This is a genomic window from Bacillus sp. FSL P2-0099 (assembly GCF_038007445.1).
In the GTDB taxonomy this organism is placed as follows: domain Bacteria; phylum Bacillota; class Bacilli; order Bacillales; family Bacillaceae_G; genus Bacillus_A; species Bacillus_A mycoides.
Genome location: NZ_JBBOXE010000001.1, coordinates 3,186,574 through 3,212,184, shown reverse-complemented (window position 1 = coordinate 3,212,184; position 25,611 = coordinate 3,186,574). Strand labels below are relative to the sequence as shown.

Genomic DNA, 25,611 nt, shown 5'->3' with positions numbered 1-25,611 from the left:
GAGAGTTGCAATTTCGTGGTACGTTATTATGATAAATAAATTAAAAAACACCCTATCTCACTAACAGGAGATCCCGTCACAGCATCACTATAAATTATTATAGAACCGTGCGAAACTCCTAGTCTTTCTTCATTAAGAACTTGATATGCAGCAATACAGTAAAGCTTATCTCCCATAAAGGGACCTCCTAAAAATTAGTGAACAATAAATGTATATTCAATTAATTACTTGGAAATCCCTTTTCACATATTGAAAACTAAACTGCCAGTTGGTACAAAAAATGGCTACCGAAGCAGCCTTAGGTTATTCAACTAATGATTGTAGAAGGAATGAGTGTCGCATTTATTAATCCCGATTTATTTGATTAAAAAATTTACTTCTATGCAGATGGCGAAACAGAATTAATGAGAAGGTCTAGCCGCGATATTGCTGAAAGGAGAGCCGATATCAATTATTTAAGGCGGTCTCATGCAGAACGTCGGATTCAGTACGAAGTGTTTATGCATCCATACAGTCAATGTTTTGATATTATTATCAAAAATTCCGATGAAGCAATATGTCTAGAAAAAAATACATTTGAGTTTTATAGAGTGTAAATGCAAATACTCTATTTGTTATGTTTATTATGAGGGTTCATTTTCATTATTTGGCTCCCAAATGAAGCAACTTTAGTATTCACTCAAAAATCCATTGTCTATGAAACAACTAGATTTTTAAACGGCTTTAATAGACAACTGCCATTTACATAGACAGATGTCTATTGTATTTTTGGCGGCAAGATTAAATAGCTTTTTTGTTACTTTACAATAAAGTATACTTAATATCAGTAATTCATGTAATTAGGAGTGATTTCTATATTTAGGGAAAATGCAAAAAGGTTACTTCTGTCATTAGTAACAAATCCAATACTAATAATTGTATACGGCATTTTTTGTTATGAGTTAGCCTTATACTGTAAGTACGGAAGGATGAATTATAATATTTATATTTTGTTATTATGTATAGTACTTTTTATATCCATGACTACATTTACTACAATGCGGGTGATAAAAAATAGAGAATATGAATCTAAAAAATTAACTAATTCAATAGCATGGAGATCCATTTCTATTATCATTATTGTTGCAATTACATCATTTTATGGGATGCAGATTTATAAAAGTGCAATAAATTACAATGGCAAATTGGCATGGTTTATAGAAAGGTTAAAACATGAAAGGTCAGTTAAACTTAAACATAATAATATATATGAATCTGGAGTAGAAGGTATTTTTGAAGATATAAATAAAAAATATCCTTTGCCAAAGAAATTGTATATGGCAACTGATTTTGATCTTACATTTCATTCAGATGGAACAATCACAGCGTTTGATACATTTGTTTATGGGAAAAATGTTGATGGGAAAGAAGAAACTTATTTAATCTCTTATAATAAGAAGAAATCAGAAGATATTACTATAATACGAGACGGGTATGCAAAGCCTGATTATGATGATGATAAATTAGTAGAACCTTTAATTAAAACGGTTAAGGCGATTCCAGTTAAGCAAACGGTTAGAAAGTGGAATGAAAGTAAGTATGGGTTGATTTATTATGGAAAAAGAAATTGGGGATCCAATACAGAGGGAATTATTAATATTACTGAGGATGGTAAGGGGCAGAGTCTTAAAGAAGCAGCTTCTGAAATCATTGGATATACTGTATCTATATTTGTCCCTGGAAAAGAGAAAGAGCTAGTACCTGCTAGATATAACTTAATATGTGACGCAAGTTGGAGTAAATCAAAGACGCCTCCAAATGAAGATAGGCTTAAAGAGAAGAAACAACAAGATTTAAAGAATGAAAAAGAACAGTTTTTCCTATCAAAAGAAGTTGGTTATAAACTAAATATGACAGATAAAGCATTAGGGAGCGCCTTTTATTCATTAAGCAAGACTAGTGATGAAGGGGAAACATGGGAGGTTATCAATCCAGACCCATTTAATAGGGGGATTGGTAGTGTATCAGGAATCACTTTTATAAATGATAAACTTGGGTTTTTAGGAGCAGTTAGACCTTCTGGTAATGAGGGAGAGTTATATCGCACAGATGATGGGGGGGGATCTTTCAAAAAGGTAGAATATCCGCCGCATGAAGTCAAATTAGATCATACACAGTCCACAATAAGTCCTTTTGATTCTCCTAGTATGCCATATGAGAAAGATGGGGTTTTTAATATGTTAGTTGGACAAGGGGCAGATGGAGACTACAATGGCGATAGTAGTGTACTTTATCAATCAAAAGATAACGGAGAGACATGGGAATTTGTAGAAGAAGTGAAAAAGAAGCCCGTAAATCTTTAGATGATCTTAAGGCTTGGATACAATAATCTGACTTATTAAAATCTCAAAAGGATTTTGTTGATACGTTACCTGAAAAAGAAGCAAGTATCTCTAAACTACAGGAAAGTAAAAAATAAAGAAAAGAGGTTACCTAAAAGTAACTATTCAGCGACTTTTGGGACAACCTCTTCTTTTCGTTGTGGATTTTTAAGAAAATTTAGAATAGAATAAAAATATAGTCATCTACCTATTATTCACTAATGAAAAGAAAAGGGGGTAGCGAAATGCAACTGAAGTATGGGAAGCACATTAATATATTATCTATTGTTCTAACTTTGTTCTCTTTTTCCGTAATTGTAAGTTTCTCTACCTGGTTGAGTGGATATTCAATTCCCAACCTTTCTACAATGCTTAAGGTAACAATGTGGAGTGCATTTATTCTTGGAATTATAGGGTTTAGACAAGAGAAAAGCGCACTAGCGATTATAATTATGGGAATATGTGCCTTTGCTCTAGTCGTTCTATATACTTATGCGGTTATAAGTTTTCTTGAGCATTAAACACCATAAAAAAGAAACGAACATTTTTGTTCGTTTCTTTTTTGGGATGATTATTATAAAATAGCCTCTTCTAATGATTGAGTGCTGAATCCAAGAATTGATTTTTGAATGTTATTTTCATGATCTTTTACAATAATATATGGAACGCCCTGTACGTTAAAGGATTCAACCTCTTTTTTTTCTTCTGGGGTATTAGAGGGGGACCACCCACATTTTTTACTGAAAAAGAAATTGTATTTATAAAGCGAAAAAAACGCTATTCTTTTTGTAACAATATACAGAAACGCCATCCTTTCCTATGATTCTACAGAAAGAATAGCGTTTTTTTCATTTTAGGGGGCATTTCTTTTTATTAGTTTGATAGCGAGGTGACGATACCCCTTTATTGTTTTTCAGACTTCGCTTGTTCTAAAATGTATGCTTCTTCTTGTTCCGGTGTCGCTAATTCGTATGCTTTACCAGTGCTGTTATTGTCCCATTCCCATAATAAATTATGTTCCTCAACCGATTGAGAGAAATCGCCTTCATACCAACGAACCAAAATCTTAAGGTACTGTTCTTTATGTTGTAAGGTTCCACTATTACTTTCATCAATCGCTTGACGTACTTTTTCGATGTTTTCTGGAGTCATTTTGATAAATCCTTGCTTTTCGTGGGATAATACTTTTTGATGAGTCATTTTGTGCATTGCATTGATTATATGACGATCAGAGTTGAGGTCAAGTATTACCTCTTCCCCTTTAATTCTCTCAGTCTGCTTTTCCTTAACGTCTGAACCTGCATACGTACCGACTTTGTAGCCAGTAAAAATACCAACTGCTATAGCAATAACTAAGGTTGATGTGATTTTAATCCACTTTTTCAAACATCTTCCCCTCCTTTTATTGAAGTGTACCATAAAAGAAGAACTGTATGCCCATATCTATCTGTGAGGTCTACATAACGCATCATTATCAATAGTCAACGATGTATAAAATTTTCGTTATGGGGGTAGCTAAAAATATTAGCTTGATAGCGATGTGGCGGTACCCCTTAATGGGCATCTTTTTCATATTCAGCAATGAATTTCATAGTATACTAATATTTAGGTGTTTATATTGGGAGGATTAAAATGATGAAGAAATCAGTATTAGCAGTTGGTTTATCGGTTGCAATGTTAGCGGCTTGCGGCGAAAAAGAAGTGGTTCAAAAAGAGAAGCCAAAAGCACAACAAACAACTGCGAAAACAGAACAACCAAAAGATGAGCAAACACGAATGATGAAAAGTTTTGAACGTAGAACCAAAGAAATTAAAGAATATTTCGGCGGTACTGTTACAGCGGTTGAATTAAAAAAAGAAAATAACTTGTATGTCTTATATGTTTTCGTTGACAAAACAGCATTGTCAAATGCAGACGAAGGCCTACGGGAAAATTTCGGCTACAGAACGAGAACAAAGTTAAAAGACGCCGTTGCGCAGAGTGGCTTGCAAGAATACGGCAAAACAACCATAAGATACTTCACATCAGACAATAAAACAGAAATTGAATTTGAATAAGTATTCCTGCGGGAGTGCTTTTTTATTTTATTTGCAGGAAATTATCACCATTTGTCGAATTATATAAGCTGAAGGGTGATAAAAATGAGTCATAGAAATCTTTTTATGCTGGCAATGAATACGTAAAAACAAAAACATTCACTTATAACGGTTAATAGGAGGAATTATCATGAAAAAATTAGCTGCAATTGCATTAACAGGAGCTTTAGCTTTAGGCGGTTTAACGGTTATGAACATTAACACACCTGAAGCACAAGCAAGTGAAGATTGTCATTACATCTGTGGTCCTAGCGAAACGGTGAATGGTGTTACAGTTCAAGTTCACGCTACGGAATACACTTTTGGTGGAAACGTAATTGCAAGAATTACAAATAACCGAGCTGAGGACATTCATTATAATGTCAGCATCGAAAAGAAATATGGAGACAATTGGGGAGAATATGATACTTTCTTCCATTGGCAAAATCAATGGGTTCCAGCTGGAGCAAATGATGAAATTTCAACTTTCACAGGATATGGAGAAAACATTTACAACAATGGAACATACCGTTATAAAGTTGAAATTGTAAGTGCTGACGGTTCTGTAGATACAATTTACACAGCAGCAATGACGGTAACAGGGCGATAGCTCATGACTGAGCTTCATTATTTATGATTGTATTTTCAATAATATCATTGATAATTGCGTTGATAGTATTAAAATAAGCTCTTCGGAGCTTATTTTTTTATATAAAAATTGAATATTAATATTCTATTATTGAGTTTTATCCTCTGTTCATAAACATAAGATTTTCTGGACAGATGTCTCTTAACGTACAGAAAACGCTTAAAATATGTCCGGATTGTGTCTAAACGTACAATTTTCCCGAAATGGTATGGTGAGACCACATCCATCAACTTAAGAAAAGTAAACACCCCAAAAACAAAAAAATGAGCTGATTTCTCAAAAAAACTAACTGTAGAGAAAGAAAATTTTCATTTAGGGGGTACTTCAAAACCTTGGTCTGATGGGCTTTTTTCTTTTTTCTAAAGATCCAGTGTAAGTTCTTTAAATATTTTCATACCAGATAAACCCTATTGGGTTTTAATTTTTTGGATTACGCTACATGCTTGTGAGGCATAGAAAGGCTATATACGACGCCTAAGATATCAAAGACGGTTTTCTTCTCATACCTATGGGATTTTCGTCTGTTTTTCTGTAAGAGATCAAACAGACGAAACAATATCTTTGTTAATTCTTTGGTGTCTTTTTGTAGAGATTCATAAATAAGTAACAAATAATCTTTTATGATATAAATCGCTTTATATTCGCTTAATTCTCGTTTCTTCTTGATGAGAATTAATTGGCACATTTGAGACACAGAGGCTATTTTGAACGTAAGGGATTTGTAAGGAATAGGTAAGGAAAAAGAGAATTTCATTGTGTATGATGAAAATATAAAGAAGCATGAAAGGAGGAACAGATATAACTTATATATGAAAAACAAACCAGTTAATAAGAGTGTTTTATGGAAAAGAAATAACTTCTGAGGTTAACATACATGCAAAAAGAGGGATTTACCGTTTGTTAGGACAGAATGGAGCTTGTAAAAAATAATCATTATGAAGATGATTACGAATTCAATGTTGACTTTTTATCATCGGTAGAGATGATAGCTGTGTGGTGAGTATGAAATATCAAGCAACCACCTATACAATATGAATAGAGGAGAGGAATGCCTTATGAAAACACGTAGTCAAATTACATTTGCAAGTCTGGCTCTTTTAATAGCTGGAAGTTCCCTGTTATACACAACGCCAACCTCAATTGTAAAAGCAGAGCCCACTCAAAATGTATCTAGTTCGTTACAAACAAATACTCAACGAGATCGTACTTCCGTCAAGCAAGCAATGCGGGATACATTGCAACTTGGATACCCGGGGATACTTGCTAAAACTTCTGAGGGTGGAAAAACTTGGGGTTATGCCGCTGGGGTAGCGGATCTGAGCAGCAAGCAACCAATGAAAACAGATTTTCGCTTTCGCATTGGCAGTGTGACGAAGACGTTCATCGCAACGGTTTTACTTCAATTAGCTGGAGAGAACCGCCTGAATCTAGACGACTCCATCGAAAAATGGTTGCCTGGTGTCATTCAAGGAAATGGATATGATGCTAAACAGATTACTATCCGTCAGATGTTGAATCATACAAGTGGCATCGCTGAATACTCAAGGTCAAAAGAAGCTGATTTTACGCATACAAAAAGATTGTATACCGCTGAAGAGCTAGTGAAGATTGGACTTTCGATGCCCCCAGACTTTGCCCCAGGAAAGGGCTGGTCTTATTCAAACACAGGATACGTATTACTGGGTATCCTTATTGAAAAAGTAACCGGAAACAGTTATGCGGAAGAGATTGAAAATCGGATTATTGAACCGCTTGAATTGTCGAATACATTCCTACCTGGCAATTCAAGCGTTATTCCAGGCACTAAGCATGCCCGTGGATATGTCCAACCAGACGGAGCAAGTGAGCTAAAAGACGTTACTTATTTTAATCCAAGTATAGGTAGCTCGGCTGGAGATATGATTTCTACTGCTGACGACTTAAACAAATTCTTTTCTTACTTGCTCGGGGGTAAATTACTGAAAGAACAGCAACTAAAACAAATGCTTACTACAGTTCCTACAGGAAAAGAAGGAATCGATGGATATGGTCTTGGAATCTATGAAACTAAGCTTCCAAACGATGTCTCGATATGGGGACACACAGGTGGCATTCTAGGGTTTACTACTCTTGTTGGAGGTAAACTTGGAGGCAAGCATACGTTGGTCGTCAATTGGAATAGTTTGGGTAGAGCTGACAGTCCTAATCCTTTTAAAAATATTTTACTTGCTGAATTTAGCAAGTAGGCAAAAAAGAAAAACGGATAAATTTTGTCATATTTTTTATAGTTAAACAAATAAGTGATGAATTCGATTACTTATCTAAGGAGGTAATTCTCTCATGAAAAATAAACTATCTGGGGTGTTAGCCGCTACATTAGCGCTAACGATGATCCTACCAACAGGGGCGATAGCATCTTCAAGCAGTAAGACTCCGGTTGTAGCTAACCAAGAAGTTGCTAACCAAGAACTGGAGAAGATTGCGGCAGAGAAGGCTGCGCTACTCACGAAGTCCTATGGGACGACTAGCGTGCAGTATGCGCTAATTGATAATGGTAAACTTATTTTGTCGGGTCAGACAGGCAAGAACGATATGGAAGGAAAACAGCGGCTGAACAAAGATACTCTATATGGGATTGGTTCAGTCAGTAAAATGTATGCAACAGCGGCTGTAATGAAATTGGTCGACGAAGGAAAAGTCGATTTGGATGCTCCTGTCGTCCACTTTGTTCCTGATTTCAAGATGAAAGACGAGCGGTACAAACGCATTACGCCACGTATGCTGTTAAACCACTCCTCCGGTTTGCAAGGTTCCACGTTAAGTAATGCATTTTTATTTAACGATAATGATACCTATGCCCATGATGTCTTGATGCGGCAATTGTCCAACCAAAGCTTGAAGGCGGATCCTGGCGCGTTCTCGGTATACTGCAACGACGGCTTTACGCTGGCCGAGATTTTGGTGGAAAGAGTCAGCGGTATGAGCTTTACCGAATTTATACATCAACGGTTTACAGAACCCTTACAGCTGAATCATACGAAAACGCCGCAGGATAAATGGGAAGACGATAAGCGGGCTGGACTCTATTTTCCGGCGTACCAAGGGAAGCTTCCCATTGAATCGGTGAATGTGATTGGTTCGGGAGGGATCTCTTCCACGGCAGAAGATATGGTACGATTCTCACAATTATTTATGGGACAGGGAAAAGGGATCCTCTCTGATAAGGCAGTCAAGGCGATGGAGCAAGAGGAATATAAAAAAGGAATGTGGCCGGGGGATGGAGGTAATATTTTCAACTATGGTCTTGGCTGGGATAGTGTGAAACTATACCCATTCAGTGAATATGGGATAAAAAGCATGGCTAAGGGCGGCGATACAACACTGCAACATGCTATACTGGTCGTGCTTCCGGAACAGAAGATGGCAGTGGCTGTGTTGTCATCCGGCGGCCAAAGCTCTACAAATCAACTACTGGCAACTGAATTACTGCTCGCCGCGCTTAAAGAGAAGGGCTCAATTAAGGACATCAAGCCAAACAAATCCTTTGGCAAGCCGGTCAAGGCCAAGATGCCTCAAGACGTGACGAAGAAAGCGGGCTTTTACGGCAATAGCGAAAGTCATTTCAAAATAGAAATTACGAAGAATGGAGAACTGTTCTTACCATCTAATCGAGAAGAAAAATATGTATATACTGCGAATGGAAGCTTTATTAATGAGAAGGGTACTTCCAAGCTCAACTTCGTCACTGAGAAGAATGGAAGCACTTATTTGAAGGAGAGCACATATAAATCGACGCCAGGCTTAGGGCAAAATGTGATGACTCACTATTTAGCCGAGAAACTAGAAGACAACGTGCTATCGAAGAAAACCGCTGCCGCATGGGCGAAGCGGGAAGGCGTCAAGTTCTATCTCGTGAACGAGAAATTTAGTTCTATTGAATATCTCGTTCAACCGAAACTTATTACCACACAAATTACTCGCAAGGAAGACCTGGAGGGCTATTGGGACGGCAGAAAAATTACAGGTCCGAACACCGCGGCGCATCAGCTCCAGATCCCCGTGATGAATGGCCGTGATACGACGGAAACTCATTTCTATACAGAAGGCGGCAGTGAATATATGGAGATGGCCGGATTGTTATATGTAAGTGGATCCAACGTAAAACCGCTTGATGCAGGCCAATCATCCAAAGTTACGCTACAAGCAAATGGGCATGCGAAATGGTTTACGATTCCACAAGCGACAGCAGGGAAAACGATGAGCGTGACGTTGTCATCGAAGAGTTCATTCGCGGTGTATGATGAGAAGGGAGTATGCGTCAATTTTACCGTTGTGAGCGGCAATAACAAAGTAAAATTGCCGAAAAACGGATCGGTTGTATTTGCTGGCGCGCCGAACTCGGAATTTGCAATCACGTTGAACTAGCTACAATTCAAGATGGACTTCAACAAAACCAGTACGACACAGAAAAGGTGTTTTGCTGGTTTTGTTTGTATTTACGCATTATCTTTACGAAGAGGCTTTCCACGAATAATATCACGCTCAAACTCTGCAAGAACAGCTATCATACCAACTTTTTAGCTGTTAAGAAACTTTGCAACAGAACCAGACATGTACTCCTTCATCACTAAAAACAGCCAGTTTTGATTTTAAATTTTTTTATTTATTGACTATGAAGTAACCACATAGTTTATAGTATGAATATTATTCCTTATAGGAGGCAATATAATTAGATGGATAGCTATAAGTTAACTAAAAGTGATGTAATTAAGATTTTTAATACTACGAAAGAAACACTTCGATTCTATGAAGAAAAAGGATTAGTTCAGCCAAAGGTAGGTAAAAATAACTATAGATTGTATGGAAATGAAGACCTACAAAGAATTAGCCAAATCTTCTTTTGTAAAGATATGGGTTTTTCAATTGAAGAAATTGATTTAGTAATAAATAAGAGAAATATAATAAACAATATGAATATCTTACAGAACAAAAAAAATGAAATTGAAACTGAAATTCATCGATTTATGGAAGTGCAAAAGAAAATTACTAGGCTCCTAGATCTCCTTCAAAATAGAAGCAGAAATTTCAATAAAATTCAGAGTGTCTATTTTGAAGAAAGAAAATATTATCACATCAAAGGAGAAAATTTTAATAGTGTAAAATCCTTTTTTGATAAATTCCGTTCTATTTTTAAGCAAGGTGAACTTTTTCAAGAACAATTTATAACAATGTGTCCAATTAAGAATTTCTTCAATGATGATTTGGGACTTTCAGTTTATTATCCTGTTTTGAATGATACAGAGATCGAGCATGTTGATATTCTTAGTATACCTGCAGGTAATTATCTTTGTGTTGATTACGTATGTACAGAAGGGCATATGGATGAAGCACGACGTCAAATATATACAAACATTAAAGACTATATAAAGAGAAATGGTTTACAGTTTAGATCATGTGATGTAATTGAATCAGATTTACACGGATTGAATCTGTTTTACCCAGAAGGACAGATAATTATGAATATGCAAATTCCTGTTGAAGAAAAATCGAAACACCAAGAGAAATGAGCATTTATTTATGCAACACAATTTACAAGAAAATTGGAAAAATCGGCTCTTTTATCAAAATGTGTTTAGTATGATTTTTTTAAAAAGTGCTGGTAGTCCACTTACTATAAAATCATAGAATCTCTTTAAATTAATACAAACTAAAGCCAATTTGCTTAGCGTGGGTTTTATGTCAATTGGTTGGCGGGGCCCCTACTATAATTGGGGTCTGTGTACATGCCCATCAAATTAATCTATTTTAATACTCCATTGCCATCAAGCTAAGACTTTAAAGTACTCTTTAAATGGAAATTTTGTGTTTTTTATAGCACCGAAGTTCATTTTTATCATTTTGGGGAAGAATGTGTTTCTTAACTTGATAGCGATGGGGTAGCACCACATCGCTATCAAGCTAAGATTATGCAAAGTCAATTTTAGGCGAGATTGTTTCTTTTTTCTAAAGGGCAAGTATAGGTGATTAAAAGATTTGCATACGAAATAAACCCTAACGGGTTTCATTTTTTGAATTAAGCGGCTTGATTATCAGACATGGTACAATTGTAAACGACACCTAATATATCAAAGACCGTTTTTTTCTCATATCGATGAGATTTCCGCCCGTTTTGCTGTAGGAGATTGAACAAGCGAAGTAACACCTTTGATAGCTCTTGGGTGTTTTTTTGTATAGTTTGGAATAAAAGAAGAAAATAGTCTTTGATCATATATATGGCTTTATACTCACTAAGCTCTCGTTTTTTCTTCATTAGGAGCAATTGTCGCATTTGAAACATGATAGAAGAACAGAGTAGAATGGCAATCAATTGACCATATAAATGGCACTCCAATCGTTCTGGTTTTATCTTTTTACAATGATGAATTTGAAAGAATGACTTCCACGTTTTAAATAAAATTTCGATTTGCCAACGTAAAGAATACCAATCATGTACTTGTCCCGTCGGGACAATATCTGTAGGGGTGTTTGTCATATATACATTGATACCACTGAGTCGTTTACTACGAGGAGAATACTTCATTCCTTTCTTTTTTTCTCTTACAATTTGATCTTGTAATCGTTTTTGTTGCTGTTGTTTTGTTAATCGATGAACAATTACACGAGCTGACATTTTATCAATCATTCCTGCATAAGCATCAGCTATTTCACATGTTTGTCCTGGTTGAAGGGAGTTCATTAACGTCTCCATATCTATCTGTATATACTCTGTACCTTTCTTAATTCTTCCATCTTGAAAATAATCAGGGGTAGGATTTTTTTGATAAATACGTGTATTCGACTTGATACGAGAGATATAGTAGGCCTCCTTATCTTGTATATATTGAAGGTCTTTCAAACGAAAATAACCTAAATCTCGGATACATAAATCATTCGCTGTCACAGTTGGGGCACACAGAGAGCCGTAAGTGCGATCAAGTTGTTTACCTGGGCCTGTATGAATATGTAGGAACTGTCCACTTAACAAATCATACTCAAGTTGAATTTTTATTCCAGCTGTATGGCTGCATCCTCCTGCACCTGGATAAACCGATGAAAATACATCTGGGAGTTGAAATGCAGTTGAATCTAAAATACGAATACGCTTGAAAACAGAAGTGTATGGCGAAGAAATCGGCATAGATGCGTCCATTTTTTTGTTTAGTAGTTCAGCTAGTAGGCGTTGTAAAAGTTGGACAGCCGCCTCATTAAACCGTTGATTCAGTCCTTCAGGACTGATGAGCACTTCTGTTGATGCTTCTAAACAGCTACATAACTGAGTTAAAGAGGTTTTAGCGACATTTTGACTAATCCATACACATAAAGCGACTAAGTCTTTTGCTTGGTACTTACTGGTTCGTTTTACAAAACCAACATCTCTAGCAAGATCTCGTAAGAAATTCGGAGATAAGAAGCTTTGAATTTCTTGAGCAAACAGTTGTAATTCGTCAGACACAGAAACAGACATAAAAAACGCCATCCTTTCCTATGATTCTACAGAAAGAATAGCGTTTTTTCTACTTTTAAATAGTCTATTAAGAGTTACTTCTTGAAACGAATATATGACTTATTTGGTAAACGATAGGATATAAGAAAACCAGAAAGATTAACGGTTTATTATGCATATGGTTAAAATTCCATGTTCCTTCTGATAAAAATAAAGTACCTAAAGTTAATACATACATTACAAAACAACAAATTGATAAGCTTTTCTGTCTGATATGTAAAAACATTTCATCAATAAAATTCTCACTCTCTTTTTTCCCTTTCAAAATTCTCTTCATAAATAATGATTGCAAAATGATTGTTGCTACAAATAACGAAGTTATAGAGAGCTGTTGCTTATCATACCATTCAAAAGCAAGTAAACCCATAATCACAATGTATAAACAAGTAAATAAGATATTAATTCCATTTTTCATTTGTTTCTTCTCCTTATCTAGCTTTAATAAATAAATAATTGATCAACTGTTACACCAAGGGATTTAGCTAAATTAAAAGCAAGTTCCAATGTAGGATCATATTTGTTATTCTCAATCGCATTAATCGTTTGTCTTGAAACACGACATAATTTAGCTAAATCTTCTTGGGAAAGCTTTTGCTCTTTACGTAAAATACGAATTATGTTCTCCATTTTTATGAACATCACCTCTAATTTTGTCAAAAACTTTTTACATTTCCAGTTTATATAAATCCACCATAAATATCAAAAGTTTTTTACATTTATATAAGTAAAAAAACGATAATCCTTCTACAATTTAGATAGAAAGAATATCGTTTTTTTCATTTTAGGGGTATTTTTATTTGTTAGCTTGATGGTGATGGGGTAGCACCAACAAAACACAAATTTCGTACGCTACGACAGCGTAACGATTTTATGCTACCAGTAAAAAACTGATTATTGAGAGCTCATAATCTGCGGGGGAGGGACACCCCCGTGAATTTAAGTTTCACTTTATAAAAAAGTAAGGGCCGGTACTGCTTGTTATTTGACTATTACTTTCCCATCCATTCCTTTCAAGTAGTGGAACCGACATATTAGTTCATATGTACCGGGAGTTTCAGGTTTTACGGTAATTGTTATTTCTTTTCCTGACGGGACTTCGGCGTCAATTCCGAGCTTTTTCACCGTAAAGGTGTGATCTCTATTTCCTTTGTTTTTCAATAGTAACGTCGTCGTTTTCCCAACCGGAACAGTGATGATACTCGGATTAAAGTAATCATCATTCAATTCAACCTCAATAGGCTGTCTCACAACGTCGGATTCGGCAAATACACGGAGCGAACCTAAAGTAGTCATAACTACAATCGTCGCAAGTGAAATGATTAATCCAGTTAATAGCTTTTTCACAGACATTCGTAATCCCTCCTTTCCTAAGCACTAGTGTTTTCAAATTACTAAAATATTATCAATATAAATGGGGTTTAGGCGTGGCTTAAATAGTAATTCTTTCGGCAACTCCTACTAACCAAGTACTAACTGGAATAGGATTTGGGTAAATAAAAAAAGCCTCCACTACTGTGGAAGCTTCTCCAAATGATGTGCAATATCAATATACATATCGGAATAAACCGAATGGATTTCATTACTAGGCGCAGCGTTAGAAGAGAAGTGGACGATTACCATACTTGCTTTCGGATCGATGTAAAGGGTTTGTCCGTAACTGCCTAACACTTCGAAAGCACCTTGTTCATTGTGCGGAATCCACCATTGATTATGATAAGAAATGGAAGCACCATGACCAATTGCGAGCTCACCTTCTTGTACATTTTTCACACTTTCTGTAATAGAAGAAGGGACGATTTGATTTCCGCTATATTGACCATTATTTAATAGTAATTGTCCGAACCTGGCCATATCTCTAGCAGTTGCATTTAAGCCAGCGCTTGCTTGTTCTACTTTTGTTTCATCTGTAACGTAATAAGCGTCTTCTTCCATACCAATGTGAGACCAAATTCGTTCGCTTACATTTTCAGCTAACGATTTCCCTGTAATCGTTCGGATAATCCAAGCGAGTGTTTCAGTTGATCCGTTATTGTAAGAAAAAGCTGAACCAGGTGGTGCAGTTTCTTCTGCTTCTAGTAACATATCATAAATTTTCATAGGCCCCTCGTAATTTTTACCTCGGGGTAAAATATTACTAGCTAAATATAGTTGTGCATCTTGATTTTCTAGTCCTAGCTGCATATATCCGTGAGTAGGGTATTCAGCGGAAACTTGCATGTCCAGTAATTGCTGAAGTGTTGCTTTTCCAAACGGTGTATTTTTTAATTCTTTTATGTAAGTGTCAGCTGTTTTCTCTACATCAATAAGATTTTCTTCAGCGAGAGATTGTATGATTGCACCAGTAAACACCTTTGCTAATGATGCCATTCCATGAGGTTCACTCTCGTTATATCCATTGAAATATCGTTCATAAACAAGTTGACCATTATGTACAACGACAAAAGCATCTGTTTTGTTTTCGTCTAAAAGTTTTTTTAGAGGAGTCGTACTTCCAAATCTACGCTCCACAGCAAAATCGTCTAAGTTTTGTAACGCGGTAGGGAAGGGAGCAACTTGGTCAGGGATGTTTTTTACTTCATTTATTAAAGTGAATTCTTTCATATGTGTATACGACCAGCGTAAGTAAGGATCGTCCAACCAGTTTTCTTTTGTGACATTTGCTTTAGTGGGGGGCGCTTTATTATTTTTAAAAAAAGTAAACCCAAGCCCTGTAACTACGAATAGTAATACTAGTAACAGTAATAGCAGGGGAGATTTCTTTACATTCATATAGGTACCTCCTTTAGTTTCTATTATAAGTATACGCTCGTCTTAAAATAAATACAAAATAAGGAAAGTAAACGGGTAAGTTTACTTTCCTTATGAACGTTAAGCAGATATTTGTCCGTCTGTACTTTGTTTCTTGAATTTTTGTTTTCGTCCGTGTAATCCATAATATAGAAGTAAAGTGAACGCAACGATAATAGCTGCGATAAAATACATATTATGATAACTTGATTTGGCAGCGACTATACCTAAAATGAAAGAACCGAAGCCAATGCCACTATCAAAGAACGAGTAGTAAGTAGCTGTCGCAGAACCACGTCGATGGTTTGGAGCGGCAGAAATTGCAATCGTTTGGAAACTTGGAATTAATGTTCCGTATCCTAAACCGATTAACATACCTGCGCCAAGGAACCAAAATGAAGTTTGCGCTTGGCTTAAAATGAACATCCCAATTGTGAAAATAATAATAGCGGGATAGATAAGTACATTTTCACCAAAACGATCAAATATTTTCCCTGTAAATGGACGAGAAATGACCACAACAAGTGCGTATAAAATAAAGAAGTAACTTGCAATTTCGCTTAAACCGAGCTCTTTCGCATAAATAGGAATAAAGGATAAAATGCCACTATAAGAAAAGGCTAAAACAAATCCTGTCAGAGCGATTGGAATAGAAGATGGTTCAATTAAGTCTTTCCATTTCATTTTTTCTCGTTTTTGTTTGTTTACTGGTGCTTCATGCGGAATATTGACTAGTAATCCTAATAAAAATGCGAGTAATGAAAATACTGAACAAACGATAAATAGTACAGTAAATGAAAAATGAGAAATAATTGTTAAACCTAAAAAAGGACCAATTACCATCGGTAGACTCATAAATACGCCGTAATAAGCAAGTGCTTCGCCGCGTCTATGAGCTGGTGCTACATCAGTTACAATTGTTCCAGTTGCTGTTGTTGCCATTCCGAATCCAATACCATGTAAGAAGCGAAGGGCAAGTAATAAAAATAAACTTTGCGTACCGAAATACATAACGGTAGCGGCTAAAAATAGTGAAAGTGAAATAAATAATATTTTCTTTCTTCCTAAATCATCGAGCCATTTTCCTGTGAATGGTCTACATAAAACAGATGAAATAAGAAAAACAGTTGCAACTAAACCAATTTCCTCAGGTTTTCCTTTTAGGCTGTCTATAACATAGACAGGCAGAGTAGTCATAAGCATGTAAAATGTTAAAAAGAGAAACAGACTACTAAAACAAGTTCCGAGGAAATCCTTCGTCCAAAGTTTTTCACTTTGCATCGTCATCCCTCCATATTAATGATCTAAATTTTTGATAATTTGTTGTAACAATTGAAAAGCTTCATGTAAGTCTTCTTCTTTAATACCTTCTAGCGTCTTTTCTTCAAAGGAATCAACTTCTTCTTGCCATACTGGAATCATTTTTAGTGCAGTATCAGATAATGAAATCAACTTTTCACGGCGATCTTTTCCTTCAGTACGAATAATCCAGCCCATCGTTTCCATACGTGTTAACGTACGAGTCATCGTTGGTGATTCAACATTTAAATATTGACATAATTCTGTTTGGGTACAAGATCCAGTTTGATTAATGCGGAAAATAACAGCCCATTGCGCACTAAATAATCCTGTTGGAGATACACGTTCATTAAATTTCTTCGTAAACTTACGAGAAGTTTGACTGACAATGTGGAAAAAATGTTGTTTTTCGTCCATGTATTTTGATCCTTTCAAATTAGTTACCTAGCTAACTATATACTTTTTTATAATAATTGTCTAGTAATAGACATGTTGAGTTATGTAAAAATTTCGTATAGGCTTTATGTTGAGAACGTACATTCTGTATGTTATTCTTTAAGTAAGTAAAGAATTTTCTTTCTATTAAATAGAATGGGGGAACTTGTGATGATTAAGCCTGCAACAATGGAGTTTGTTTCACTATCGAACGGAGAAACGATTGCGTATCAGGAAGTTGGAAGGCAAAATACAGAAATTCTTGTACTCATTCACGGGAACATGACATCGTCACAACACTGGGATTTAGTTATTGAAAAGTTGCAAGATCAATACCATATTTACGCTCTTGATTTAAGAGGATTTGGCCAATCAACATATAATCAATCGATAGATTCTTTACAAGACTTTGCAAGAGATGTAAAACTATTTATCGATCAATTAAAACTAGAAAAATTTTCATTAATGGGCTGGTCAATGGGCGGTGGTGTTGCGATGCAATTTACAGCGAATCATCCAACATTTGTCGAAAAGTTGATTTTAGTAGAATCAGTGGGAATGAAGGGATATCCAATTTTTAAAAAAGATATTAACGGGCAACCGATTGTATCAAGTTTAGTAAAGACGAAAGAAGAAATCGCGCAAGATCCAGTACAAATTGCTCCAGTGCTAGATGCGATAAAAAATATGAATAAATTATATTACCGTACAGTATGGAATCTATTAATATATACACATAATCAACCTGAACCGGATCGTTATGAAAAGTATTTAGATGATATGTTAACGCAACGTAATTTCGTAGATGTGAATTATGCGCTCATTACATTTAATATTTCGGATGAACATAACGGGGTTGTAGAGGGAAATAAGCAAATTCATCATATTAAAGCTCCAACACTCGTCATACAAGGTGACAGAGATTACGTCGTACCGCAAGTAGTCGGTGAGGAATTAGCAAAACATTTGCCAAATGCAGAGTTGAAGATATTAGAAGATTGCGGACACTCACCGTTTATAGATTGTTTAGATGTATTTATAAAACATGTTGAGGATTGGTTAGACAATAAATAATTCCCGAAATATAAAACTTGCATATACTATAGCATTTGTATGTATAAGGGGAGAGAGTCAATGCATAATCCATTTTTAATATATCATTCTCCATATAATGATTATCCATATATAAAAATGATTATAAATCCGATGTATATGCAAGTTTCACCAGCTGTAGTTCCTTTGCAAGTGCAGCAATCAATGGTCCATACACATCCGATTTTATTTGGGCCTTCATTTTATGAAAATCCATATTTTAAGCATTTTCATTACAATGTGAAAGCGCAAGTATGGGAAGGATAAGAAGCTAAAAGGTTCATTCTTTTAGCTTCTTTTTTATTATGAATATTCGTACACGCATTTGAAGAAACAGTTTATAATGAAAAGTGGAAAGCGTGAGAAGGAGAGGGAAAGGGATGTCGATGCGTTTTACTTTTTGGATTATGGTTGGAATTGTAGCAATCTCAGGTTTGTCACAAGGGATGCTTTTACCTGCCATTGCAATGATTTTTGAACAAGAAGGGGTTAGTTCAAGTATTAACGGTATTCATGCGACGGCATTATATATTGGGATATTAGTTATTTCACCGTTTCTTGAAAAACCGATGCAAAAGTTTGGAATGAAGCCAATTATCGTTATTGGTGGGTTTCTCGTTATTATTTCATTATTCTTTTTTACACAAACTTTTTCATTTTGGGTATGGTTCGTTCTTAGATTTCTAGTTGGAGTCGGAGATCATATGCTTCATGTCGGAACACAAACATGGATTACGACAACATCAGACCCGAGTAAAATAGGTAGACAAGTATCGATATACGGTGTATTCTTCGGAATTGGTTTCGCAGTTGGCCCGTATTTAGCAAGCACTGTTCAGTACGGTCTTGCAACACCATTTATCGTATCTACTATACTTTGCTTAATAGGATGGCTTTTACTACTACCAACGAAAAATGCATTTCCAGCACAAGATGAGGCAAAAACTGAAAGTGAATCATCCTTTTCTCGTTATAAACAAGTCGTTGGATTAGCTTGGATTGCGCTAATTGGTCCGCTCGCATACGGCGTACTTGAAGCGATGTTAAATAGTAACTTACCAGTATACGCGCTTCGTAAAGGATGGTCTGTATCGGAAGTTTCCTTCTTATTACCAGCATTCGCAGTTGGAGGTATTATTACACAAATCCCGCTCGGTATATTAAGTGATAAATACGGAAGAGACCGTATTTTAACGTGGACGTTCAGTGTAAGTACGGGCATTTTCCTACTTGCAGCAGTATTTGATCAATATTACTGGATCGTCTTTGCATGTATGCTTATAGCAGGTATGGTCATTGGCTCGTGCTTCTCACTAGGGCTTGGATTTATGACAGATTTATTACCGAGACACTTACTACCAGCGGGTAATATATTATCCGGAATCGCCTTTAGTATAGGAAGTATTATGGGACCTGTATTAGGAGGCGTATTTATAGAAAAAATACAGTATACAAGCTTTTTTATTGCGGTTATGATTATAATGGGAATTCTCGCAATGGTATATATGGTCTACATGAAGAATCAATTCGCATCAAGAAAAATAGAAAGTAGGTTAGGGCATGACAAAACAACCTAATAAAAAGAAATTTGAAGTACTCGAAAACGAAACAATTACAGACTGCTTAGCACGTATGGAACAAGAAGGCTATGCACCGTCTCGTCGCATGGAAGAACCAATCTTTCATGAAGTGAAGAAAAACGGCAAAACAGAAGTTGAACCATGCGGTAGAAAAATTGTTTTTGAGGGGAAATTGAAGTAATCAAATAACAGATTTTCTTTTTGATACAGAACAAGCCATCTAATTCATCCTCTATGAATTGGATGGCTTGTTTTTTTACACTTGATCAGTGAAGGAAAATATATTTTCTGGGAAGAACGAAAAGACATGCCCAATTCTTCTAAATCCTGTTTTCTAGACTGTAGCTTCATGTAGAAAACTTTGCAACAGAGCCTTTATTTATTGTTTTTGCTAAAACTTATGTACAATTCACAGTGCGAAACAACACATATAAAATGCCACTTCCTTTTTCATTTCTCCTAATTGGCTTCTTTATATGGATCGCAGAAAATATTGCTACTTTTTTCGTATATTGATAAAATAAGTTCTTGGGTCTTACTTGTTGTTATCAGTATAATGATTGTCGCTCAACTTAAAGAAATTAGTTACACAGATTTCGCACTATCTAAAGAGGGGACGGCAGCGATTCCCTCTTTTTGGAGCCACTCACAAACGTAAAGCAAGAGAGGAGGCTATATGAACTATTCTCCTCTCTTGTTTAGATTAACCAGCTACTACAATTGGAACAGGTATATCAAGTTCAATATCTGGAGGATGTTGATTGGAACCTAGTCGACATCCTGGTGGATAATGTTTTTCTAGCAATCTATCAATTCTGATGGAATCGATAGATTGTTAGAAAGTGGAAAAAATATCCGTATATTCCGAAGCAGATGTAACAGAGTGTCCTTCCATAATTAAGTGTAAAACCAAAATACGTTGTTTTAAAAAGTTATTTGTTAGAACTGGTTATAAGTAATAAAACAGAAAAGAGGATTACATGTTACATAATTTACAGAGAAGTAAAAGAATTTTTTTATTATGTCTTATTTTTTTAGTGCTTTTAACCGCTTGTGGTAATACGGATGTTAAGACATCTAAAGCTTCATTACCACCGGCTCAATCAAATATAGATAAATCCTTAAAAGCACCAAATTGGGTAGATAAAAGTCCTATTCAACAATCTCCTAATTTTACGGAAGATAAAAAAGTAAAATCGGTTGTGAATTTAATAGCAACGGGTGATAATTTATACCATGACGCAGTAATTAAAGATGGCAAACAAAAAGACGGTTCATATGATTATAACTATATTTATGAAAATATCAAAAAAGCTGTTAAATCAAGTGATCTTGCTATAGTGAACCAGGAGACCCCGATTGCAGGAAATAATTTAAAAGTACAGGGATATCCTACTTTCAATACACCTGAAGAAGTAGGTCAATCTTTAGTGGATACTGGATTCAATATAGTGACTCAAGCGACAAATCACGCTATGGATATGGGTATTAAAGGTGTTGCGAATACAAGAGAATACTGGAAGAAATATCCGGATGTTATCCCGGTAGGCATTAATGAGAGTCAAAACGAGCGCAATGAAATAAAAACGATTACAAAAAATGGGATTCGTTTTGCATTACTTAATTATACATATGGTACGAATGGAATTAAAATTCCAGCTGATAAGTCTTGGGCATTAAATTTAATTGATAAAAAAGCGATACAAAATGATGTGGAAAAGGCAAAGAGTAGTTCTGATATGGTGATTGTTATGGTGCATTGGGGAGTTGAATATACCTCTACACCTTCAAAACAACAAAAAGAAGTTGCTCAATATTTAACAGATTTAGGTGTAGATGTAGTAATTGGAAATCATCCACATGTAATTCAACCAATTGAGTGGAAACAAAATAAAGATGGACATCAAACGCTAATCTATTATTCTCTTGGAAATCTTATTTCTGCTCAAGAAAAATTAGAAACATTGGTTGGAGGATTATCTTATATACAATTTGTTAAGTATGAAGATAAAACTTTTGGTATACGACAAGCGGCACTCGTACCGACAGTAACCGACTATGCTGATGGTAAGAAACAATTTAAAATTCAATTTTTAAAAGATTATTCGGATGAAAATTCTAAAAATCATGGGATTAAAAAATTTGTAGGTCCCGTTTCTTTGAAGGATTTCAAGGATATTCCTAGAGATGTGTTGGGAAATTGGTATAAAGACTAATAAACAAAAAGGGAATGAGATACAATTAAAAAATTTATAATTTTAGCATTGGTATTGACATTGGGATGGAGCCTTGCTGCTTGTAGTGGAAAACAAACATCTCAGGAAACTACTAATAATAACGATAAAAATAAAAATGAGATAAATGCGAATAAAAAAGATGTTTTACCTATCTCTGATCTTAATGATTGGAGAATTATTCTTGTAAATAGAGAACATATGTTATCAAAGGAACTAGGGATTGAATTAACAAGTATCACTCAAAATGCTAAGCCAAATATGAAAATCGATAGCAGAATTGCAACTTCCTATCAGGATATGGTAACAGCTGCAAAAAAAGAGGGAATCAATCTTTATTTAAGATCAGGTTATCGAGCTATAAAATTACAACAAACTTATTATGATGCTTCAGTTAAAAGCTATAAATCTCAAGGTTTGTCGGATAAAGAGGCTAGTGCTAAGGCATTGGAATATCTTCAGTATCCTGGTGCAAGTGAACATCACACTGGATTAGCATTAGACATTATTTCAGTTGAATGGCAGAATACTGTAGAAGATTTAAATGCAAAATTTGAAACGACTGATGCATTCAAATGGTTAGATAAGAATGCTGCAGAGTATGGGTTTATTCTCCGCTATCCAAAAGATAAAGAGAATATTACTGGCATTAAGTATGAGCCATGGCATTATCGTTATGTAGGAAAAGAAGTTGCTGTTTATCTAAAAGAAAAAGGATTAACTTTAGAAGAGTATTGCGAAAAAATTAATCCTAGCAAGTAAAAATACAATTTGCTTCTATTAAAAAGCCAGTGGACATATTTCCTTTCCTCAAAGGAAAAAATTATGTACTGCTACGGGAAAAGGCGGATCTAGAGGATGTGTGAACCTTCCTTCTAGTATTGCGAATACTGTGTATAATAATTTAAGCACGTATGAACCGGTTATCGTGTACTAGTAAATAGCAACTTCGTGTGAAGCGATGTATGTATGAAGAACTTAAATGTATAAAAGAAGCAGTGAAAAAGGATCTGATATTCATATCAGATCCTTTTTCATTCGTAACATAGAATAGTTGATTACTGTATCTGCTTAACTAAGCTTTAGAGACTGCCTGCTTTCGAGATGTTACAACATTAACCTCGCCATCTTTTTTGTTTTGGATGGTCGCTTTTCTTAGCTTACTAGATATGTGGAGGTAGCCGGAACACTGCGCTTGGCAGTGTTTTTTATTATTTCTGCACATAAATATATAGTCATATTGATCCCAGTTTCTTTAGGATTCCCAATATTTAAAGGGGACGATGTTAAATTTACAATGAGACTAGATAAGAATTTACATATTAGTCCAGATGAGGCACAATTTAAGGAATGTACAAGGAAATTAAAAGAAGCGATTGATTCAGGCAAGATTCCAAAAGAATTGTTTTCTCCAGGTCAATTAGCTCAAATAAATGCTGGTAAGGCAAGAATAAAAGGATTAACTTGGCATCACCATCAAGTCCCTGGCAAGATGCAATTAGTTATTTCAAAAGTACATAAAGTAAATCACTTAGGTGGAAATAAATTATGGGGAGATGGAATTAGATGAGAAAAGTAGAGTGGCAATTTGCTGATGCAACTGTAAGTGAAGATTTTGTAGAGGAAATTGGTAATGAAATAGGTGTTAAATTTCCAAACGATTATATAAAATGTGTAGCTGTGAATAATGGTGCTAATGTGGAACCAGAAATATTTAATGTGAATAATAATGATAATATTCCAGATTTGATAGAAAAGTCAGCAGCGAGTGATATTGAAATTCAAGCAGTAGAAAGTCGCATGAATGTTACATTACCTAATGTATATAAGGAATTATTGAGATGTACAAATGGCTTTTCAATCGGTGGTGGGTTACTTATTTATGGTACGGAGCATATTGCAGCAAGGAACGAGGTTTGGGAAGTAGATGAGTATGCGATGGGCTATGTCTCAATTGGTGATGACGGTGGTGGTAATGTATTTTTAATGGCTCAACATGCAGAGGAAGAAGAGGTGGTAGTAATTGATTCTGGGGACATGAATCCAAGCCATGCTACTGTAATTACCGCTGATTTTAAAAAATGGGTAAGTAGTGGTTGCGTAAGTGAAATTGAACAGAAAACAACAAATAAGTCATCTGATATTTGTAATATAGTGTTAGTGAAAATTCCTAGTGAAGGTTTGAAGGATTTAATAAGGATAAAGAACGTATTAGGGCTTGAGATTTCCGCATCAGATTTGCTAAAGGGTTCAAAAAATCCTCCTTGTATATTAGTAGAGAAATTTCCATATGGTAAGGCGAAAAAACTTATTGAAAAATTAGCAATTGATAGTACTATACTGCGTATAGAAATGACTGGGAAAAACAGTTAATGTTAGAGGGTAACTTTCATATTATTAGAGAAATCGATATGGATCCAAGAGAGTAAATAGGGAGAGTTAAAAATGATTATAAATGATGCAGTTTTTGGTGAGATTGAGTATACATATGGATGGGTTAAGGACATTACCGTTGAATTTTGTGGAAAAGAAGTTGAAATAGCATTGATAGTGAAAGGTGGAGAAGACGGTAAGTTTGATGAAGGACAATATACTGCTTATAATTCATTATTGCAAAATTGGGAACAACTGCAGCAAGGTTTTTTACAAGTGATTTTAGACTATTACAAGCAAGAGCGTCAACAATTAGGGTATGATATTGGATTTAATGAAAATTATCCGTATATCGAAACAATTGACCAATTACTTAGGAGAATCACTTTAGTTGGAATTGTAGTCCCATATGGAGATATTCATGAAGAGCGAGATATTGGGATAACTTTCGATTGTACGTGGGATACAGAGAATGGATTAGGAATACGTTTACTAAATGAAAAAGTAACTGAAGTGGGGTATCAAGACGTTGCCATTTAAATTTTTATAGGAGGTAAAAATCTTTGTTTGTAAGGTGATTTTCATGTGGGAGTATATTATAGGAGGCAGAATTATATGGGAAATATAGAATGGAAGTATGCGGATGATTCGGTTACTGAAGAATTTGTTAGAAAAATAGGAGGATTAATGGGAATCAAGTTTCCAAAAGACTATATTGATTGTGCAAAGGAAAATCACGGTGCTAATGTAATGCCATATTGTATGGATGTTGAAGGAATAGAAAGAGTCTTTGGCTCGTTACTTTCATTTGATAAGGAGAGTAGTGATTATATTGTAAACGATTACCATAATTACCGTGTCACTTTGCCTAATGGTGTAGTTCCTTTTGGGATTGATCCAGCAGGAAATTTAATTTGTTTTGATTATAAGGATCATGAAGAGCATCTTAATATTGTAAATTATCTCGTTCAGAACGGTATTGATATTACTGTAAAGTATACAGGGGATACTATGAAAGATATGGGAGCTTATGAATTTGCTATTGAAAGAGGACAAGTGGAAATCGCTGAATATTTAAAAATGTACACTTGAGATGGAAGCCACATATTGATGTAATAGAAAAGTATGGAACACTTACATAGAATGAATGTTTCGGGTTTGTTCCTTTTCTTGGGTTAGATATTTGTTTAATAAATGAAGAAAT

General features: G+C 35.2%; 26 protein-coding genes and 3 pseudogenes. 19 read left to right on the top strand and 10 right to left on the bottom strand.

Annotated features, from left to right (window positions below; all coding sequences use genetic code 11):
• Window positions 1-26: 26 nt before the first annotated feature.
• Window positions 27-176, bottom strand: coding sequence for a hypothetical protein (locus tag MKY90_RS16505; RefSeq protein WP_176523476.1), 150 nt, complete (start codon window positions 174-176; stop codon window positions 27-29).
• Window positions 177-308: 132 nt separating this feature from the next.
• Here MKY90_RS16505 and MKY90_RS16500 point away from each other — a divergent pair.
• From MKY90_RS16500 to MKY90_RS16490, 3 genes and pseudogenes are all read left to right on the top strand, one after another.
• Window positions 309-596 (top strand): annotated as a pseudogene (locus MKY90_RS16500) (uridine kinase); the annotation flags it as partial.
• 249 nt (window positions 597-845) lie between these two features.
• Window positions 846-2,342, top strand: coding sequence for a WD40/YVTN/BNR-like repeat-containing protein (locus tag MKY90_RS16495; protein WP_341091966.1), 1,497 nt, complete (start codon window positions 846-848; stop codon window positions 2,340-2,342).
• Between the two features lie 263 nt (window positions 2,343-2,605).
• On the top strand, window positions 2,606-2,881 hold the full coding sequence (locus MKY90_RS16490; RefSeq protein WP_002084476.1) for a hypothetical protein: 276 nt from the start codon (window positions 2,606-2,608) through the stop codon (window positions 2,879-2,881).
• Between the two features lie 382 nt (window positions 2,882-3,263).
• On the opposite strand, the gene MKY90_RS16485 is transcribed toward MKY90_RS16490, so the two are convergent.
• Window positions 3,264-3,746 carry a PRK06770 family protein gene (locus tag MKY90_RS16485; RefSeq protein WP_002190159.1) on the bottom strand — a complete coding sequence of 161 codons (483 nt, stop codon included), beginning with the start codon at window positions 3,744-3,746 and terminating at the stop codon, window positions 3,264-3,266.
• A 246-nt stretch (window positions 3,747-3,992) separates the two neighbouring features.
• Between MKY90_RS16485 and MKY90_RS16480 the strand changes: the two genes are divergently transcribed.
• Together MKY90_RS16480 and MKY90_RS16475 are read left to right on the top strand one after the other, a co-directional pair.
• Window positions 3,993-4,418: a hypothetical protein gene (locus MKY90_RS16480; RefSeq protein WP_088039811.1), complete on the top strand. Its 426-nt coding sequence runs from the start codon at window positions 3,993-3,995 to the stop codon at window positions 4,416-4,418.
• 169 nt (window positions 4,419-4,587) lie between these two features.
• Window positions 4,588-5,046: a hypothetical protein gene (locus MKY90_RS16475; protein WP_098169034.1), complete on the top strand. Its 459-nt coding sequence runs from the start codon at window positions 4,588-4,590 to the stop codon at window positions 5,044-5,046.
• A gap of 469 nt (window positions 5,047-5,515) precedes the next feature.
• Here the strand turns inward: MKY90_RS16475 and MKY90_RS16470 are convergent.
• A pseudogene (locus MKY90_RS16470) lies at window positions 5,516-5,773 on the bottom strand (IS4 family transposase); the annotation flags it as partial.
• Window positions 5,774-6,140: 367 nt separating this feature from the next.
• Between MKY90_RS16470 and MKY90_RS16460 the strand changes: the two are divergent.
• The 3 genes from MKY90_RS16460 to MKY90_RS16450 all read left to right on the top strand — a co-directional run bounded on the left by MKY90_RS16460 (window position 6,141) and on the right by MKY90_RS16450 (window position 10,631).
• A complete protein-coding gene (locus MKY90_RS16460) occupies window positions 6,141-7,310 on the top strand; it encodes a serine hydrolase domain-containing protein (protein WP_341091960.1) in 1,170 nt (389 codons plus the stop codon).
• A 94-nt stretch (window positions 7,311-7,404) separates the two neighbouring features.
• The gene (locus tag MKY90_RS16455; protein ID WP_078185779.1) at window positions 7,405-9,489 is read left to right on the top strand and encodes a serine hydrolase domain-containing protein; all 2,085 of its coding nucleotides are present in this window, start codon (window positions 7,405-7,407) and stop codon (window positions 9,487-9,489) included.
• A gap of 308 nt (window positions 9,490-9,797) precedes the next feature.
• Window positions 9,798-10,631 carry a MerR family transcriptional regulator gene (locus MKY90_RS16450; protein ID WP_061675234.1) on the top strand — a complete coding sequence of 278 codons (834 nt, stop codon included), beginning with the start codon at window positions 9,798-9,800 and terminating at the stop codon, window positions 10,629-10,631.
• A gap of 506 nt (window positions 10,632-11,137) precedes the next feature.
• Here the strand turns inward: MKY90_RS16450 and MKY90_RS16445 are convergent.
• From MKY90_RS16445 to MKY90_RS16415, 7 genes are all read right to left on the bottom strand, one after another.
• Window positions 11,138-12,568 carry an IS4 family transposase gene (locus tag MKY90_RS16445; protein ID WP_341091957.1) on the bottom strand — a complete coding sequence of 477 codons (1,431 nt, stop codon included), beginning with the start codon at window positions 12,566-12,568 and terminating at the stop codon, window positions 11,138-11,140.
• 67 nt (window positions 12,569-12,635) lie between these two features.
• Window positions 12,636-13,022 (bottom strand): hypothetical protein, encoded by a 387-nt coding sequence (locus MKY90_RS16440; protein ID WP_341091954.1) that lies wholly within the window; start codon window positions 13,020-13,022, stop codon window positions 12,636-12,638.
• 23 nt (window positions 13,023-13,045) lie between these two features.
• Window positions 13,046-13,234 (bottom strand): helix-turn-helix transcriptional regulator, encoded by a 189-nt coding sequence (locus MKY90_RS16435; protein WP_002165486.1) that lies wholly within the window; start codon window positions 13,232-13,234, stop codon window positions 13,046-13,048.
• Window positions 13,235-13,585: 351 nt separating this feature from the next.
• Window positions 13,586-13,957, bottom strand: a complete 372-nt coding sequence (locus MKY90_RS16430; RefSeq protein ID WP_098168124.1) for a cupredoxin domain-containing protein — start codon at window positions 13,955-13,957, stop codon at window positions 13,586-13,588.
• Between the two features lie 159 nt (window positions 13,958-14,116).
• A complete protein-coding gene (locus MKY90_RS16425) occupies window positions 14,117-15,376 on the bottom strand; it encodes a serine hydrolase domain-containing protein (protein ID WP_341091949.1) in 1,260 nt (419 codons plus the stop codon).
• Window positions 15,377-15,475: 99 nt separating this feature from the next.
• Entirely contained in the window at window positions 15,476-16,675 is a 1,200-nt protein-coding gene (locus MKY90_RS16420) for an MFS transporter (RefSeq protein WP_002128166.1), read from the bottom strand.
• Window positions 16,676-16,690: 15 nt separating this feature from the next.
• Window positions 16,691-17,110, bottom strand: a complete 420-nt coding sequence (locus MKY90_RS16415; protein ID WP_002033056.1) for a MarR family winged helix-turn-helix transcriptional regulator — start codon at window positions 17,108-17,110, stop codon at window positions 16,691-16,693.
• A 174-nt stretch (window positions 17,111-17,284) separates the two neighbouring features.
• On the opposite strand from MKY90_RS16415, the gene phaZ reads away from it, so the two are divergent.
• From phaZ to MKY90_RS16360, 11 genes and pseudogenes are all read left to right on the top strand, one after another.
• Complete coding sequence (gene phaZ, locus MKY90_RS16410; protein WP_002013809.1) at window positions 17,285-18,202, top strand: intracellular short-chain-length polyhydroxyalkanoate depolymerase; 918 nt, start codon at window positions 17,285-17,287, stop codon at window positions 18,200-18,202.
• Window positions 18,203-18,262: 60 nt separating this feature from the next.
• Window positions 18,263-18,487 carry a hypothetical protein gene (locus tag MKY90_RS16405; protein WP_063218235.1) on the top strand — a complete coding sequence of 75 codons (225 nt, stop codon included), beginning with the start codon at window positions 18,263-18,265 and terminating at the stop codon, window positions 18,485-18,487.
• A gap of 113 nt (window positions 18,488-18,600) precedes the next feature.
• Window positions 18,601-19,797: an MFS transporter gene (locus MKY90_RS16400; protein WP_002128162.1), complete on the top strand. Its 1,197-nt coding sequence runs from the start codon at window positions 18,601-18,603 to the stop codon at window positions 19,795-19,797.
• Window positions 19,781-19,981 (top strand): NETI motif-containing protein, encoded by a 201-nt coding sequence (locus MKY90_RS16395; protein WP_000166305.1) that lies wholly within the window; start codon window positions 19,781-19,783, stop codon window positions 19,979-19,981. The genes MKY90_RS16400 and MKY90_RS16395 overlap by 17 nt, the downstream gene beginning before the upstream one ends.
• Window positions 19,982-20,175: 194 nt before the next feature.
• Window positions 20,176-20,458: pseudogene (locus tag MKY90_RS16390) on the top strand (DUF817 family protein); the annotation flags it as partial.
• 322 nt (window positions 20,459-20,780) lie between these two features.
• On the top strand, window positions 20,781-22,016 hold the full coding sequence (locus tag MKY90_RS16385) for a CapA family protein (protein WP_063218236.1): 1,236 nt from the start codon (window positions 20,781-20,783) through the stop codon (window positions 22,014-22,016).
• A 48-nt stretch (window positions 22,017-22,064) separates the two neighbouring features.
• On the top strand, window positions 22,065-22,796 hold the full coding sequence (locus tag MKY90_RS16380) for a M15 family metallopeptidase (protein WP_033709263.1): 732 nt from the start codon (window positions 22,065-22,067) through the stop codon (window positions 22,794-22,796).
• A 439-nt stretch (window positions 22,797-23,235) separates the two neighbouring features.
• On the top strand, window positions 23,236-23,604 hold the full coding sequence (locus MKY90_RS16375) for an HNH endonuclease (RefSeq protein WP_265325028.1): 369 nt from the start codon (window positions 23,236-23,238) through the stop codon (window positions 23,602-23,604).
• A gap of 149 nt (window positions 23,605-23,753) precedes the next feature.
• Entirely contained in the window at window positions 23,754-24,407 is a 654-nt protein-coding gene (locus MKY90_RS16370; RefSeq protein ID WP_098168151.1) for an SMI1/KNR4 family protein, read from the top strand.
• A 72-nt stretch (window positions 24,408-24,479) separates the two neighbouring features.
• Window positions 24,480-24,947, top strand: coding sequence for a DUF2004 domain-containing protein (locus MKY90_RS16365; RefSeq protein ID WP_063218243.1), 468 nt, complete (start codon window positions 24,480-24,482; stop codon window positions 24,945-24,947).
• 75 nt (window positions 24,948-25,022) lie between these two features.
• Window positions 25,023-25,499, top strand: coding sequence for an SMI1/KNR4 family protein (locus tag MKY90_RS16360; protein WP_098168128.1), 477 nt, complete (start codon window positions 25,023-25,025; stop codon window positions 25,497-25,499).
• Window positions 25,500-25,611 lie beyond the last annotated feature (112 nt).